Genomic DNA, 14,991 nt, shown 5'->3' with positions numbered 1-14,991 from the left:
GTCTAGCTCAATATCTTGCGCGCCTTGGCGAGCGCTGCGATGAGCACGTCGACCTCGGCACGGGTGTTGTAAAGCGCGAAACTGGCGCGGGTGGTGGAGGCGACGCCGAAGCGTTCCATCAGCGGCTGGGCGCAATGATGGCCGGCGCGGACCGCGACGCCTTCGCGGTCGAGGATGGTCGCGAGGTCGTGGGCATGCATGCTGTCGGCCTCGAAGGAGAGGATCGACGCCTTGCCCGGCGCATCGCCGATCACGCGCAGCCAGTTGAACTGACGCACGCCTTCGCGGGCATAGGCGAGCAAATCGTGCTCATGCGCCCTCACCGCGACACGGTCGAAGGAATTCATATAGTCGAGCGCGGCCGCGAGACCGACGCTTTCGATGATCGGCGGCGTGCCGGCTTCGAAGCGGGCCGGCGGATCGGCATAGGTGACGATATCGCGGGTGACTTCGCGGATCATCTCGCCGCCGCCATTGAACGGGCGCATGGTCTTGAGCAGCGCACGCTTGCCGTACAGCGCGCCGATACCGGTGGGGCCGTAAAGCTTGTGGCCGGTGATCGCGTAAAAATCGATATCGAGATCGCGAACGTCAACGATCTCATGCACCGCGCCCTGGCAGCCATCGGCCAACACCGGCACGCCCTTGGCATGGGCGCGGGCGGCGATCTCCTTCAGCGGCGTGGTGGTGCCGAGCACGTTGGAGATGTGGGTCACGGCGACGAGCTTGGTCTTGGGACCGATGGCGGCGTCGAGCGCTTCGACATCCAGGCTGCCGTCGTCGCGCACGTCCACCCATTTGAGCACGGCGCCCTGACGCTCGCGCAGGAAGTGCCAGGGAACGATGTTGGAGTGGTGCTCCATCACCGTGAGCGCAATCTCGTCGCCGGGCTGGATGCGCGGCGCGAGATAGGCGTAGGAAACCAGGTTGATCGCCTCGGTGCCGCCCTTGGTGAAGACGATCTCGTCTTCGTGCGCCGCATTCAGGAATTTCTGTACCGTGCGCCGCGCCGCTTCGTAACGGTCGGTCGCCCGGGCCGAGAGATAGTGCACGCCGCGATGGACGTTGGCGTATTCGCTGGAGGCGAAATCGCGCATGGCGTCGAGCACCTGGCGCGGCTTCTGGGCGCTGGCGCCGTTGTCGAGATAGACCAGCTTCTTGCCGTAAATCTGCTTCGACAGGATTTCGAAATCGGCGCGCGCGGCGACGGGATCAAAGGCGGTGTCGATCTTGCCTTGCGCGGTCATGGCGTCATCGCCCCCGGCAATGCGTCTTCCACCGCCTGCCAGACCGTCGCGCGGATGGATTCGTCGGCGATCTCGTCGACGGCTTCTTCGAGAAAAGCGCGAACCAGCATATTGCGGGCTTCGGCTTCGGGAATGCCACGCGCACGCAAATAGAACAGCGAATTGGCGTCGAGATCGCCGACCGCGGCGCCATGGGCGCACTTCACATCGTCGGCGAAGATTTCTAGCTCGGGCTTGAGATCGGCCTCGGCGCGCTCGCCCATCAACAGCGCCTTGGCGGTCTGGCGGGAATCGGACTTGTCGGCGCCCTGTTCCACCGTGATGCGGCCCTGGTAGACGGCGCGCGATTTGCCACCCGCGATGTGCTTGAAGAGCTGCGTGCTCGTCGTCTGGCCGACGGCGTGGATGATGTGGGTCGTGACGTCGGCATGGGCGGCGGCACCCAGGACCGAAACACCGGAGAGCTGCGCCTGCGCGTTCTGGCCCGCGAGCGCGATCTGGAATTCGGCGCGGCTGAGCTTGCCGCCGCCGTTGAACAGATGCGCGCGGTAGGCACCGTCGCGCGCGACGCGTATGGCATATTCTTCGATCTGCACCGCACCGGCCGCCTGCGGCGCCATGCGGATATGGGTGAGCTGGGCGTTGGCGCCGATCACGAATTCAAGGCCCAAATTGGAGAAGCCATCGGTCTTTTGCGTCTCGCACAGGGTCAGCGAGGCGCCGTCTTCCACGACAACCAGCGCGCGGGCGCTGCCGGCGCCGGTAAACGCGACGGGGAGCGGACCTGCCGCCTTGTTGCGAGCGACGCGAATCGCAAAACCGACCCGGGCATGCGCGAAGGACGACGAAGCCATCGCGTTCTGGGGGAGCGTGCCGAGATGGGCGCGCACCCAATCCGGCGCGTCATCGGTATTGACGAGGTCGAACAGCTCCACGCCGTCCGGCAGCGCGCCGACGGTCCAGGCCACCGCCGCATCGTCGTTGGCGCCACCGATGGCCGTCTTGAGGTCGGAGTATTTCCAATCCTCGATCCGGCGATGCGGCACGCCCAGCGCGGCGAAGCGGTTGGCGGCTTCGGCGCGGCGATCGTCCAGCCAGTGCGCGTGTCCGTTCATGCCGCCTTGCCTATGATGTGCTCATAGCCCTTGGCTTCGAGCTCGTGCGCCAGCTCCTTGCCGCCCTCGGCGACGATGCGGCCGCCGGCCAATACGTGAATACGGTCGGGCACGATGTAGTCGAGCAGGCGCTGGTAATGGGTGATGACCAGCATGGCGCGCTCGGGCGAACGCAGCGCGTTGACGCCCTCGGCGACCAACTTCAGCGCGTCGATGTCGAGGCCGGAATCCGTTTCATCGAGAATGGCGAGCTTGGGCTCGAACAGCGCCATCTGGAGAATCTCCAGCCGCTTCTTCTCGCCGCCGGAGAAGCCGACATTGAGGGCGCGCTTGAGCATTTCCTCGGAGACCTTCAGAGCCGTGGCGCGCTTGCGCACGGTCTTAAGGACGGTCATGGCGTCGACTTCCTTTTCGCCGCGGGCGCGGCGCTGCGCGTTCAGCGCGGTCTTGAGGAAGGTAAGCGTGGTGACGCCGGGAATCTCGACCGGATACTGCATGGCGAGGAACACGCCCTTGGCGGCGCGCGCTTCCGGCGCCAGCGCGTTCAGGTCTTCGCCATTGTAGAGGATCGAGCCCGAGGTGATGTCATAGCCGGCGCGACCAGCGAGGACATAGGACAGCGTCGACTTGCCCGAGCCGTTCGGGCCCATGATGGCGTGAACCTGGCCGGCCGCGATGGAGAGCGTCAGTCCCTTGAGGATTTCCTTGCCGTCGACGGCGACGTGGAGGTTCTTGATTTCAAGCATGATGAAGGTTCGCTTTAAAAACCCCATTGTCATGGCCCGCGACTGCGGGCCATCCAGTTGGGGAGCCACAACGGCTGAAGGTTTCGCGGGGCATCACCTGGGTGGCCCGCAGTCGCGGGCCATGACACCAGTGGATGGGGCGATGGCGATGGCTCATCCCACACTCCCCTCAAGCGAGATGCCGACGAGCTTCTGCGCTTCGACCGCGAATTCCATCGGGAGCTGCTGCAGGACTTCCTTGCAGAAGCCGTTGACGATCAGCGCCACCGCCTCTTCCTGAGGGATGCCGCGCTGCAGGCAGTAGAACAGCTGGTCCTCGGCGATCTTCGATGTCGTCGCCTCGTGCTCGATGCGCGCGGTCGGATTGCGGCTTTCGATATAGGGCACGGTGTGGGCGCCACACTTGCCGCCGATCAGAAGCGAGTCGCATTGCGTGTAGTTACGCGCGTTCGACGCCTTGGGATGCACGCTGACCAGGCCGCGATAGGTGTTCTGCGCCTTGCCCGCCGAAATGCCCTTGGAGATGATCCGCGAGCGCGTGTTATTGCCCAGATGGATCATCTTGGTGCCGGTGTCGGCCTGCTGGAAATTGTTGGCGATGGCGATGGAGTAGAACTCGCCAACCGTGTCGTCGCCGCGCAGGATGCAGCTTGGATATTTCCAGGTGATCGCCGAGCCGGTCTCGACCTGGGTCCAGGAGATCTTGGAGCGGTTGCCGCGGCAATCGCCGCGCTTGGTGACGAAGTTGAAGATGCCGCCCAGCCCGTTCTCGTCGCCGGGATACCAGTTCTGCACCGTCGAGTATTTGATCTCGGCGCCTTCCAGCGCCACGAGCTCGACCACCGCGGCGTGAAGCTGGTTCTCGTCGCGCTTGGGCGCCGTGCAGCCTTCGAGATACGACACGTAGGAGCCTTTGTCGGCGACGATCAGGGTGCGCTCGAACTGGCCAGTCTCGGACGCATTGATGCGGAAATAGGTCGAGAGCTCCATCGGGCAACGCACGCCCTTGGGCACATAGACGAAAGTGCCGTCGGAGAACACCGCGGAGTTCAGCGTCGCGAAGAAATTGTCGGTCACCGGCACGACGGTGCCAAGATATTTGCGCACCAAGTCTGGATGGTCGCGGATCGCTTCGGAGATCGGGCAGAAGATCACGCCGGCCTCGTTGAGCTTGGCCTTGAAGGTCGTCGCGACCGAGACGCTGTCGAACACCGCGTCGACCGCGACGCCGGCCAGCGCCATCTGCTCGTGCAGCGGGATGCCGAGCTTCTTGTAGGTCTCCAAGAGCTTGGGATCGACTTCGTCGAGGCTCTGCTTCAGGGGCGTGCTTTTCGGCGCGGCGTAGTAATAGGCGTTCTGGTAGTCGATCTTCGGATAGTGGACACGCGCCCAGCTCGGCTCGCGCATTTCCTTCCAGCGCGCGAAGGCGCCGAGGCGCCATTCGAGCATCCACGCCGGCTCGGTCTTCTTGGCCGAGATGTAGCGCACCGTATCCTCGGAGAGGCCCTTGGGCGCGCGCTCCATCTCGATGTCGGTGACGAAGCCGTATTTGTACTTCTCGCCGATCTCGGCGACCTGCTTCCTGGTATCGGGCGCGGCGGACATCAGGCGACTCCTCCGGCCAGGGCCAGTTTGCGGCCGAGCAATCCCTTCAACGCGGCGAGGAATTCGCTCATCTCCTTCAGGCCCGTGTCGGGACCGAAACCGACGCGCAATGCGCAATGCGCGAGACTGTCCGGTACGCCCATCGCGGCCAGGACATGCGAGGACGCCGCTGAGGCGATGCAGATGCCGTCGCGGTCGAGCGCCGCCAGCGCGTTCTCGGCCTGCAATTGCGGAATGGCGAAACAGGAGACGTTCTTCTGGCGCAGCTCTTCGGCGGCGAAGATCACGACGTTGGGCGCAAGCAGGCGCAGCGCGCGCTCGAAATTCTCGCGGATCGAGGCCACCGCCTCGCATTCGGAATCGAAATGGGCTTGCAGCGCGCGGGCGGCGGCGCCGAAGCCGGCGATGCCGGACACGTTTTGCGTGCCGCCGCGGCGGCCGCCTTCCTCGACACCGGCGAATAGCGGGGCCAGCGGTGCGCTCTCGCGCAGGACCAGCGCGCCGGCGCCTTGCGGGCCGCCGATCTTGTGGGCTGCGAGCGACAGATAGTCGGCGCCCCAGGCGGAGAAGCGGATCGGGCTGTAACCGCTCGAAACGGCATCGATGTGCAGCAGCGAATCCGCGCCGCCTTCGGCGCGCAGGATCGCGGCCAGGGCCGCGATGTCCTCGATCACGCCGGTCTCGTTGTTGGCGAACAGCAGCGAGACCAGCGCGCGGCCCTTGCCGTTCATCAGCAGGGCGCGGAACTGTTCCGGCTCAATGCGGCCGTTCTCGTTCACGGGGATCATGGTCAGTTTCAGGCCAGGCGTCGTCTCGGCGAGCGCGGCGGCCGTGGCAAGCACGCTGTCATGCGCGGTCGCGGCGACGAAAAGACGGATGATGCGCTCGCCCGAGGCCAGGGCGCCCGCCGCCGCGCCGCGCAGCGCGAGCGCGTTGGCTTCGGTGCCGCCGCTGGTGAACACGACTTCGCTCGCCTTGGCGCCGGCGAAGGCGGCGACCTGTTCGCGCGCCTCCTCGACGATCGCGGCCACGGCACGGCCGGCGGCGTGCGCCGAGGACGGGCTGCCGCAAAGGTCGAGCGCCCTCAGCACCGAAGCTTTCGCTTCCGGACGCAGCGGCGACGTCGCGTTGTGATCCCAGTACAGCATGGCGAAACGATCAGGCCGCTTCTTCGTGCGGCGGTTCGCTGTTCGCGGCCACGGTGCAGGGCTGGGTGCGGCCGAGGACGCGCTTCTCCACCACATCGGCCAGCGAGACCGAGGAGAGGAAGACGTGGATCTGGCGGCCGAGCTCTTCCCACAGGTCGTGGGTCACACAGCGCGCGCCCTGGCCGGTGCAGCCCTTGGCGCTGCCCGGCTTGCAGCGGGTGGCGGCGATCGGCTCATCCACCGCGACGATCACATCGGCGATGCGCAGCTCGCTGGCCGGCCGGGAGAGGCGGTAGCCGCCGCCGGGCCCGCGCACGCTCTTCACCAGGCCGCCGCGGCGGAGCTTGGCGAACAATTGTTCGAGATAGGAGAGCGAAATCTCCTGCCGCTGGGCGATATCGGCCAGCGAAACCGGCTTGTTGGCCGCCTCGTGCTGGGCCAGATCGGCCATCGCCATCACGGCGTAACGTCCTTTGGTGCTGAGCCGCATGGCGGTTCTCCTTCTGCGTCGAGCGCGATTTGCCTTGCTTTCGAGGGGCCTCACCGGTGTAAGAACAGGCCCGCCGCGCTGGAATCTTCCAGTCGGATATAGATATCCCCACTAGGACGGTCAAGTATTAGCGTGACGCACTCGCCGCATAGCTGCAATTCGTTGGATTTCTGGCTGTTTCCCAGGACGTTGCGGCAAGCAAAAGCTGAGTTAATCGCTTACGGATCGTCGCACGGAAAGTCCCATGCCTGACATCATCCTGCCCGGCCCCTCCGGCCGCATCGAAGCTAGGTATCAGCGCCAGAAGGCGCCCGGCGCCCCAATGGCCCTGGTGCTGCACCCCCATCCGCAGTTCGGCGGCACGATGAACAATCCGCTGGTCTATGACCTGTTTCACATGTTCCACCGGCTGGGCTGCACCGCGGTCCGGTTCAATTTCCGCGGCGTGGGGCGCAGCCAGGGGACGTTCGATTCCGGCGCCGGCGAGCTCTCGGACGCGGCCGCCGTGCTCGACTGGATGAACACCCTCTATCCCAATCCGTCCAATGTGTGGGTATGCGGTATCTCCTTCGGCGCCTGGATCGGCATGCAGCTCCTGATGCGCCGGCCGGAGATCACCGGTTTCGTCTCCATCGCGCCGCCGGCCTCGATGTACGACTTCGCCTTCCTGGCGCCCTGCCCGGCCTCGGGCCTGATCGTGCACGGCACCAAGGACCAGGTGGTGCCCGAGCCGGACGTGCAGAAGCTGGTCGACCGGCTGACGGCGCAGAAGGGCATCAAGATCACCTACGACAAGATCGAGGGCGCCAACCACTTCTTCGACAAGAAGGAAGCCGAAGTGGTCGAGGCGGTCGAGACCTATGTCAAGGAGATGATGAGCAAGCCGCGCGAGGGGCGTTAAGCGACGGCGGCAGAGCGGGGCGCCGTGAAAATAGTTCGTTATCCGTTGGCACTTGTCTTTCTATTCGCGTGGGCCATTGCGTTACGGGCGCAAGCCAGCGGCGATCTAGATGATCTTGATTGGCAACGGTTTCCCTACCTCCATTGCCTCGACGAGCGGCGAACCACCGACGAACGGATTTCAGCTTGCGAGGCGGCAATCAAAGCCGGAAGGCCTTACGATGCGGCGGACGCTCTGTACGAACTGGCCAGCCTGTATCTCCGCGATCACGACTATTCGCAAGCGTTGGCGACCGCGGACAAATATCTGGATCGGTACGGCAGAGTCTCGTCGCTGCCAGCCTACCAAAGGACTGTTCGCATCGCCGCCTTGCAATCGCGCGCGATAGTCTATGCGGTGTTGGGCCGGTTCGACGATGCCATGCGGGACGAAACGGAAATCGCGCAACTTGATGTGCACGAAACGGAATTCCGTGGGGACCGCTGCCAGGTGCGCGCGGTGTCGGGACGCGAACTCGATGAGGCGATCGCAGACTGCACCGCGGCATTGAACCTCGAGCCAGGCTCCGCCGACGTTCTGGATTCGCGCGGGATGGCCTATTTTAAGCTCGGACGCCTCACGGACTCATTGTCCGACTACAACTCGGCTCTCGATCGGGATTCCCACTACTGGCCATCGCTCTTCATGCGCGGTGTCGTCGAGCGGCGACTGGGAGATGCCGCCGCGGGAGACGCCGATATTGCGAAAGCCAAGGCGAGGGACGCCGGGATTGCGGATCAGATGGCGGCTTTTGGCGTGGCCCCATAGCCATGGCCGGCAGCCAAACGCAATCGCGGTTTGCGCTGTCCGATGAAAGACCTGGAGCGACGTCTTCCCAAGCACGCCTCCGGGTCACTCGCTCACGGCGCTCCATGGAATTTCCCGCCGGTCATCGGTTCGCGCACGCCGGTTGTGGTCGGCAAGCTCAGCGGCAGGCCTTTCACGGACCGCGCCGCAAGATAGGCGAATGCCTCCGCCTCGATGAAATCGCCGTTCCAGCCGGCGTCTTCCGCGGCCAGCACGGGCGCGTTCACGCGGGCGCGCAGGCCGTCCATCAGCGTCTTGTTGTGGCGCCCGCCGCCGCAGACGATCCAGACGTTGGGTGTGTCGGCGAAGTGCTCGCGCGCTTTCGCGATGGACGCCGCCGTGAACGCGGTGAGCGTGGCGGCGCCGTCCTGCGGCGACAGGTGCTCGACCGCGGCGGCCGTGAAATCGAGACGGTCGAGAGACTTCGGCGGCACCACGGCGAAGAATTTGTTTTCGAGCATGGCGTTCAGCGCGGCCTCGTCGACCTTGCCGGTGCGGGCGAAGTCGCCATTCTCATCAACCGGGCGGCCGCTGTGGCGGTGCATCCAGTCGTCGATCGGCGCGTTGCCGGGGCCGGTGTCGAAGGCGAGCACGCTGTCCTTGCCGATATAGGTGACATTGGCGACGCCGCCGATGTTCACCAGCACAATCGGAAGCTCGGACGCGGCGTGCCCGCGCGCGTTGCGCGCAAGGACGGCATGATACAGCGGCACCAGCGGGGCGCCCTGCCCGCCCGCCTTCACATCGGCGGAGCGGAAATCGTTGACCACGTCGATCCCGGTCAGCTTGGCCAGAAGCGCGCCGTCGCCGATCTGCCAGGTCCAGCGCTGCGCCGGCCGGTGCAGGATGGTCTGCCCGTGGAAACCGATGAGCGCCACCTGGCCGGGCGAAAGGCCGGCCTTCCTCAGGAGCGCCTTCACGGCCTCGGCATGGGCCTCGGTCAGGCGGCGCTCGGCGTCGCGGATGGAATACGGCACCGGCGCGCCGGCGGCGACCGTCTGGGCATCGTCGAGGGCCTGGCGCAGCAGGGCGCGCATGTCCGCGTCATAGGGCATGCCGAGGGCCGGGCCGGGGACGGCGATGCCCTCGCCGTCGGTCTCCACCAGCGCCGCGTCGACGCCGTCGAGCGACGTTCCGCTCATGAGACCTATGATTTTCTGAACCTCGGCCATTGTGTTACACACCCTGCCCCGCGCCGTCATCGCCCGCTTTATGCGGGCGATCCATCTTCCTTCGGGAAGAAAATTGGATCGCCCGGACAAGCCGGGCGATGACGGCCGGGATTGTAAGAGTTCTTATTCAAACGAGCCACCATCATGCCTGCCGCGCCCGCTTTCCGCTCCGACTTCCTCCGTACTTTCGTGGAGCGTGGCGCCTATTACGACTGCTCGGCGCCGGAGGACCTGGACGCGCTGTTCCTCAAGGAGCGGGTGACGGCCTATATCGGGTTCGATTGCACGGCCAAGTCCATGCATATCGGCAATCTCGTCCAGCTCATGACCCTGCGCCGGCTGCAGCAGGCGGGGCATCGGCCGATCCTCTTGATGGGCGGCGGCACGACCAAGGCGGGCGATCCGTCCGGCAAGGACGAGACGCGGCTGATCCTGACGCCGCAGCAGATCGAGGACAACAAGAACAGCATGCTGTCGGGCGTGCGGCACCTGCTCAAATTCGGCGACGGGCCGAGCGACGCGATCATGGTCGACAACGCCGAATGGCTCGACAAGCTCGAATACATCCCGTTCCTGCGCGAGGTCGGCAGGCATTTCTCGGTCAACCGCATGCTGACGATGGACAGCGTGAAGCTGCGCCTCGACCGCGAGCAGCCGATGAGCTTCCTGGAATTCAACTACTCGATCATGCAGGCCTATGACTATGTCGAGCTCTACAAGCGCTTTGGCTGCCGGCTGCAGTCGAGCGGCTCGGACCAGTGGGGCAATGTCGTGTCGGGCATCGATCTCGGCCGCCGGATGGAGAACGTGCAGCTCTTCGGGCTGACGACGCCGCTGATCACCACCGCGTCGGGCGCCAAGATGGGCAAGTCGGTGTCGGGCGCGGTGTGGCTGAACAAGGAGATGCTGAGCGTCTACGATTACTGGCAGTTCTGGCGCAACACCGAGGACGGCGATGTCGGCCGCTTCCTGCGCATCTTCACCGACATGCCGCTGGGCGAGATCGCGCGGCTGGAGGCGCTCGAGGGCGCCGAGCTGAACGACGCCAAGAAGATCCTCGCCACCGAGGCGACGGCGGTGCTGCACGGCCGCGCGGCGGCCGATGCGGCGGCGGAGACGGCGCGGCGCACCTTCGAGGAAGGCGAAGTAGCAGAAGGACTTCCCACACACATAACACCGTGGGACTTCCGATATGGAAAAGCAGCCGTCGAGTTCGCGAAGGAGAGCGGCCTTGTGTCCTCACTAAGCGAGGCTCGTCGATTCATCCAAGGCGGAGGGTTCCGGGTGAATGACGTTGTGATTACGGACCCGGCTCACAAGATAGAAAAGGGGGACTTTCGAGACGGCGTCGTGAAGCTCTCAATTGGACGAAAAAAACATATGTTGGTGAGACCAAAATCATAGCTGTCATCCCCGGCCGAGCATCGCGAAGCGATGCGAGGGGAAGGGGATCCAGGCGATGCGGCGCGTTCGCTATCGGCAACTGTTTGCGATAATTCTGCGAGAGCTTTCCGGGTTTCACCGCCTGGGTCCCCTTCCCTCGCCGTGCGCGCTTTGCGCGCACGGCTCGCCGGGGATGACAGCATGTCTTAGGTTTAAGGCTTCGGAGCGTTTGTCGGTGCGGCCGGCGCCGCGTTCGACGGGGCGTTCGCGGCGCTGGGCATGTTGCCCTCGAAGATGCGGCGGAAGAAGCCGGGTGTCACCATCGACAAGGGATTGATGCTGACCTGCGGCTCGTCGGCGTTGCCCTCGACGCTGTAGACCATGCCGATGATGCCCTCGCCCGGCTTGGAGACGAGAATGTCGCCGAGCAGCGGGATGTAACCGAGCGCGCTGTTGATGCCGAACAGCGGCACCAACGTGCCCTTGAGCGCGATCTCGTTCTTGGGCCGGTCGATATAGCCTTCGGCGCTGACGCCGATCGCCGGGCCGCTGGCGCGCGCGTTGAGGATGCCCAGGACGCCGTTCTTGGCGGTGAACGGCACTTTCAAGTCGTCGACCTCGATGCCGCCGCCCTGCATCAGATTGCCGAAGCCGACCAGCGAGCCGGCACTGAACAGCCGCGCCAGGAAGGGCTGGTTGAGGAGGCGGAAATCCTTGAGGCGCACCGTGCCCTCATAGTCGTTGGCGGGGTCGACCACCGTCGTGGGCGGCGCGGCGGCGGGGCCGTGCAGCGTCGCCTGAAGATCGAGCTTGCCGCCCTTGATGCTCGCGAAGCCGAACAGACCGTGGGCCAGCGTTCCGAAATCGTTGGTCTGGAGCGTCAGGCGGCGGTCGTTGCCGGCGGGCGCGATGCTGCCCGAAAGCGTGCCGGTCTTGCCGAGCCGGCCCGATAGCGTCATCGCCGCCGGACGCTCCGCCGTGCCGCTGACATCGAGCGCAAAGGGCGCGATGGCGATGCCGTTGCGCAGCGCGAGGCGGTCGAGCTTGGCATTGATATGGAAAGGCTCGGCGAAGGTGGCGTTGCTCGCGGCCGCCGCGTCCTTGGCGCCGGCGCCGCTGCTGCTGCCGCGGCGGGCGATCTGGGTGCCGTCGAGGGAACGGCCGTGCACGGCGATATCGACGCCGGCGGCATTGCGCGTCAGGCTGAAGGCGAAATCGTTGGCGGCGCCCGATTTGACCGACGGCGCGTTCAGCGATACCAGCCGGCCATTGTCGTCGAAGACGGCGGTCATCGCGGCCTGCAGACTCGGCCCCGCGATGGTGACATTGGCGCCGCGCAGCAGGCTACCCGGCCCGAAGGTCAGGAGCGCGTGCGCCGAGGCCGGAAAGCCCATCGGCTTGCTGATGCCGACGAGGTCGAGCGAAAGCGTCGCGGGCGTGAGGTCGAGCGCGAGATCGCCGGCGATAAGCTGTCCGCGCTTGCCGGTCAGCGTGCCGGAGACGCCGATCGGCCCCTTCAGATAGTCCGTCGCATGGAAGCCGAGCGCCTCGCGGCCGGCCTGGTCGAGCGGTCCCTTGATGCCGACCACGGTGGTGACGGCGCCGGTGGACTTGAAGTCCTCCACCCAGTCGATGGCGAGGCGCGAGGTCGCCAGATTGGTGCTGCCATAGGCGTGCAGATGGGTGTTGTCGACATCGAAGGTCACCGCGCCGTCGCTCAGCCGCGTGTTCTTGCCGAGCGATATGCCGAAGCCGGTGGAAACGGCTTTGATCGCGATCGCGATGTCGTCGATGCTCAGATTCTTGCGCATCGGCAGATGGACGGTGAGATCGATCGCCGCCTTGCCCGCCGTCGCGTTGGGATCGATGCCGAAGCGGGTGGCGTAGTTCAGCGGCTTCAGATCGGTCAGCTTGAGCAGATCGGTCATCGAGCCGTCGATATGGGCCGCGATGTCGCCGGGCGAACTCGGCGCGCTGAGATCGGGGATGACGGCGCGGCCTTTCGACAGCACCAGCGGGCCGATGCGAGCGCGCAGGATGTCCGCGCCGAAGGAGTTTCCCGTCAGCTTCGCATTGGCGGTGACGCCCGTCATATGCGTCAGGCCCTCCATATAGCTCAGCTCGGCATTGGTGATCGGAAAGGTCATCAGCAGCGCGCCATCCGGCACGACCGGAAGGTCGAGCGCGCCGGCCGGCAGATGGGTCTCGAACACGACGGGGCCGAGCGTGCCGGCGAAGATGTTGCTCGCGATCCAGTCGCGGGCGCCGCCGCCGATGTCGAGCGGCCAGTAGTGCAGCATGTCGCGAATGGCGAGCGGCTCGATGCGGCCGGTCAGGTCCATCACCGGCGATTGCTTGTCCACCAGCGTGATCCGGCCCGAGGCGGCGAGCACCAGGGCGCCGCCCGTCGTGCTCAGCCTGTCGATCAGGATGTCGTGCGTCGCCGGCACATAGCTGCCCTTGAACTGCGCCAGCGGCACGAAGACCGGTTGCGCGAAGGTGCCGGGCACCTGGAGCGCGGTCTTGTCGGCGGTGAGATCGACGCCGAGCCGCGCGATCGCGCCGCTTGGATCGTAGACCAGGTCCATGCCGCCCACGACATGGGCGCGCAGCCGGTCCGACACGAGCGAGGCGTCCGCCAGCGTCAGGCGCGCCGTGGTGCGGTCGTAGCGGCCGGACAGGTGCAGCGAGGACACGCGCACCGGGTTGCGCAGGCCGACCAGCGCGGCGGTGCCCGCGCCGTCGAGCGAGAAATCGGCGTTCAGCAGATGCGAGCCCGAAACCGCGAAGTCGGACGAGAAGTCCGCCGTCATCGCGACGCTCTGCAGGAAGGCGAACATCTTGGCGTTGCGGCCGAGGGCCGCGACGTCGAGATGATGGACCTCGATATGGCCCTTGACCGGCCCGGTGCGCGGCGGCAGGCGCAGCTCGCCCGCGATATGCGCGGCGCGGCCGCTGACCTCGATGTCGGCCTCGATCGAGGCGACGAGGTCGGGTCCCGAATTGGCGATGCGGACATCGGCCTTGGGCGCCACCAGGAAGAGCCCGGTGGTCTCGTCGAGGAAGGCGACGCGCGCGTCGCGCACCGCGAAGGCCTCGAGCGAGGAGGCGCTGGAGCTGCTCTTGTTGATGGCGTCGGTGATGCGGCTGATGATGTCCTTCTGGCTGTCGTCGTGCTCGACGCCCAGGCGCAGCGTGCCGTCGGCGTTGCGCACCATGGTGAGCTGCACGCCGACCAGCGTGATGCGGGTGACGACGACATCGCCCCGCAAAAAGGGCTGGGCCGCGAGGTCGATGTCGGCCTGCGGCGCCTGGGCGATGATGCGGCCCTTGGAATCGAACACCCTGGCCCCCAGCACGACGAGGTTGACCCGGCCCTGGTCGCGCGACCATTCGACGGCGGCCTGGTCGTATTTGACCGTGATGCCGGGCAGCGCCTGGGCCAGGGCGTCGGAAATCTGTCCCGAGAGGGGCCCCAGCGAGATCGGGCCGACCAAAAGCCGCAGTGCCGCACCCACCGCGAAGAACAGAACGGCAACACCCAGCGCGCTCACGATCAGCGCGGTGCGGCTGATGTGGTGCGACTTCACGTAGCGGCCCACAAAGGACGCGTTCCAGGCCTCGGCCAGGGTCGTGCGGACAGCGGCTCGATCGGCGCTGACGGGGCGGTCTTGGGTCAACGGACCTTCCTCTAACCCCCGGAAGAACGCGGATAAAGCGGACCGGCGCTTGGCCCGCGATCTCGATTCAGGTATCAGCTTATGGCCCATAGTTAAGGGCCGGGTAAACGCCTCATCTCACCGACGGGACATCATGGACCTTAAACCGGGCGACAAGGCACCGAAGTTCCGTCTTGCGAGCGACACCGGCGGGGAGGTTTCGACCGCCGCTCTGAAAGGAAAACCCTTCGTCCTCTATTTCTATCCCAAGGACGACACGACGGGCTGCACCAAGGAAGCGGTCGGATTTTCCGACAGCCTCAAGAAGTTCGAGGCGTTGGGCGTCGCCGTGATCGGCGCATCGAAGGACACGGTGGCGAGCCACGACCGGTTCAAGGCCAAATACAAGCTCAAGATCGCCCTGGCCTCCGATCCGGAGACCCAGACGGCGGCGGATTACGGGGTTTGGGTGGAGAAAAGCATGTATGGCCGCAAATACATGGGCATGGAGCGGTCGACCTTCCTGATCGATGCCAAGGGCGTCATCCGCCATATCTGGCGCAAGGTGAAGGTGGCCGGACACGTCGAGGATGTACTGGCCGAGGCGAAAAAGCTCGTATGAAACCGCACCAACCGCGCCGGGGGATCGGCCCAAGGTTAACCTCAAGGTCGTTTTTCT

12 protein-coding genes are annotated in these 14,991 nt (G+C 65.6%); 4 read left to right on the top strand and 8 right to left on the bottom strand.

What is annotated here, in order from left to right; translation table 11 throughout:
• Positions 1-2 precede the first annotated feature (2 nt).
• From WDM86_04900 to WDM86_04875, 6 genes are all read right to left on the bottom strand, one after another.
• Positions 3-1,247: a cysteine desulfurase gene (locus tag WDM86_04900; GenBank protein ID MEI9989358.1), complete on the bottom strand. Its 1,245-nt coding sequence runs from the start codon at positions 1,245-1,247 to the stop codon at positions 3-5.
• Positions 1,244-2,362: a Fe-S cluster assembly protein SufD gene (sufD, locus tag WDM86_04895; GenBank protein ID MEI9989357.1), complete on the bottom strand. Its 1,119-nt coding sequence runs from the start codon at positions 2,360-2,362 to the stop codon at positions 1,244-1,246. Before sufD ends, WDM86_04900 begins: the two co-directional genes overlap by 4 nt.
• A complete protein-coding gene (gene sufC, locus WDM86_04890) occupies positions 2,359-3,108 on the bottom strand; it encodes a Fe-S cluster assembly ATPase SufC (protein ID MEI9989356.1) in 750 nt (249 codons plus the stop codon). The genes sufD and sufC overlap by 4 nt, the downstream gene beginning before the upstream one ends.
• Before the next feature lie 153 nt (positions 3,109-3,261).
• Positions 3,262-4,713, bottom strand: coding sequence for a Fe-S cluster assembly protein SufB (gene sufB / locus WDM86_04885; GenBank protein MEI9989355.1), 1,452 nt, complete (start codon positions 4,711-4,713; stop codon positions 3,262-3,264).
• Positions 4,713-5,861 carry an aminotransferase class V-fold PLP-dependent enzyme gene (locus WDM86_04880; GenBank protein MEI9989354.1) on the bottom strand — a complete coding sequence of 383 codons (1,149 nt, stop codon included), beginning with the start codon at positions 5,859-5,861 and terminating at the stop codon, positions 4,713-4,715. The genes sufB and WDM86_04880 overlap by 1 nt, the downstream gene beginning before the upstream one ends.
• Positions 5,862-5,871: 10 nt before the next feature.
• Positions 5,872-6,351 carry an Rrf2 family transcriptional regulator gene (locus WDM86_04875; GenBank protein ID MEI9989353.1) on the bottom strand — a complete coding sequence of 160 codons (480 nt, stop codon included), beginning with the start codon at positions 6,349-6,351 and terminating at the stop codon, positions 5,872-5,874.
• Between the two features lie 244 nt (positions 6,352-6,595).
• On the opposite strand from WDM86_04875, the gene WDM86_04870 reads away from it, so the two are divergent.
• Both WDM86_04870 and WDM86_04865 read left to right on the top strand, forming a co-directional pair.
• Positions 6,596-7,252: an alpha/beta hydrolase gene (locus WDM86_04870; GenBank protein ID MEI9989352.1), complete on the top strand. Its 657-nt coding sequence runs from the start codon at positions 6,596-6,598 to the stop codon at positions 7,250-7,252.
• A gap of 24 nt (positions 7,253-7,276) precedes the next feature.
• Positions 7,277-8,059, top strand: coding sequence for a tetratricopeptide repeat protein (locus WDM86_04865; protein MEI9989351.1), 783 nt, complete (start codon positions 7,277-7,279; stop codon positions 8,057-8,059).
• A gap of 92 nt (positions 8,060-8,151) precedes the next feature.
• Here WDM86_04865 and WDM86_04860 read toward each other — a convergent pair whose 3' ends face one another.
• Entirely contained in the window at positions 8,152-9,270 is a 1,119-nt protein-coding gene (locus tag WDM86_04860) for an anhydro-N-acetylmuramic acid kinase (protein ID MEI9989350.1), read from the bottom strand.
• Positions 9,271-9,414: 144 nt separating this feature from the next.
• Here WDM86_04860 and tyrS point away from each other — a divergent pair, with 144 nt between their 5' ends.
• Complete coding sequence (tyrS, locus tag WDM86_04855; protein MEI9989349.1) at positions 9,415-10,674, top strand: tyrosine--tRNA ligase; 1,260 nt, start codon at positions 9,415-9,417, stop codon at positions 10,672-10,674.
• A 191-nt stretch (positions 10,675-10,865) separates the two neighbouring features.
• Here the strand turns inward: tyrS and WDM86_04850 are convergent, their stop codons facing one another.
• Positions 10,866-14,333: an AsmA-like C-terminal domain-containing protein gene (locus tag WDM86_04850; protein MEI9989348.1), complete on the bottom strand. Its 3,468-nt coding sequence runs from the start codon at positions 14,331-14,333 to the stop codon at positions 10,866-10,868.
• 133 nt (positions 14,334-14,466) lie between these two features.
• Here WDM86_04850 and WDM86_04845 point away from each other — a divergent pair, with 133 nt between their 5' ends.
• Positions 14,467-14,934: a peroxiredoxin gene (locus tag WDM86_04845; protein ID MEI9989347.1), complete on the top strand. Its 468-nt coding sequence runs from the start codon at positions 14,467-14,469 to the stop codon at positions 14,932-14,934.
• The last annotated feature ends 57 nt before the right edge of the window (positions 14,935-14,991 follow it).

Source organism: Rhizomicrobium sp. (assembly GCA_037200045.1).
In the GTDB taxonomy this organism is placed as follows: Bacteria; Pseudomonadota; Alphaproteobacteria; order Micropepsales; family Micropepsaceae; genus Rhizomicrobium.
This window is presented reverse-complemented; position numbering and strand designations above follow the sequence as displayed.

Coding starts and splice junctions, on each gene's coding strand:
- WDM86_04875 (MEI9989353.1), bottom strand. CDS start 6,351: ATGCGGCTCAGCACCAAAGGACGTTACGCCGTGATGGCGATGGCCGAT.
- sufD (MEI9989357.1), bottom strand. CDS start 2,362: ATGAACGGACACGCGCACTGGCTGGACGATCGCCGCGCCGAAGCCGCC.
- sufB (MEI9989355.1), bottom strand. CDS start 4,713: ATGTCCGCCGCGCCCGATACCAGGAAGCAGGTCGCCGAGATCGGCGAG.
- tyrS (MEI9989349.1), top strand. CDS start 9,415: ATGCCTGCCGCGCCCGCTTTCCGCTCCGACTTCCTCCGTACTTTCGTG.
- WDM86_04845 (MEI9989347.1), top strand. CDS start 14,467: ATGGACCTTAAACCGGGCGACAAGGCACCGAAGTTCCGTCTTGCGAGC.
- WDM86_04900 (MEI9989358.1), bottom strand. CDS start 1,247: ATGACCGCGCAAGGCAAGATCGACACCGCCTTTGATCCCGTCGCCGCG.
- sufC (MEI9989356.1), bottom strand. CDS start 3,108: ATGCTTGAAATCAAGAACCTCCACGTCGCCGTCGACGGCAAGGAAATC.
- WDM86_04860 (MEI9989350.1), bottom strand. CDS start 9,270: ATGGCCGAGGTTCAGAAAATCATAGGTCTCATGAGCGGAACGTCGCTC.
- WDM86_04870 (MEI9989352.1), top strand. CDS start 6,596: ATGCCTGACATCATCCTGCCCGGCCCCTCCGGCCGCATCGAAGCTAGG.
- WDM86_04880 (MEI9989354.1), bottom strand. CDS start 5,861: ATGCTGTACTGGGATCACAACGCGACGTCGCCGCTGCGTCCGGAAGCG.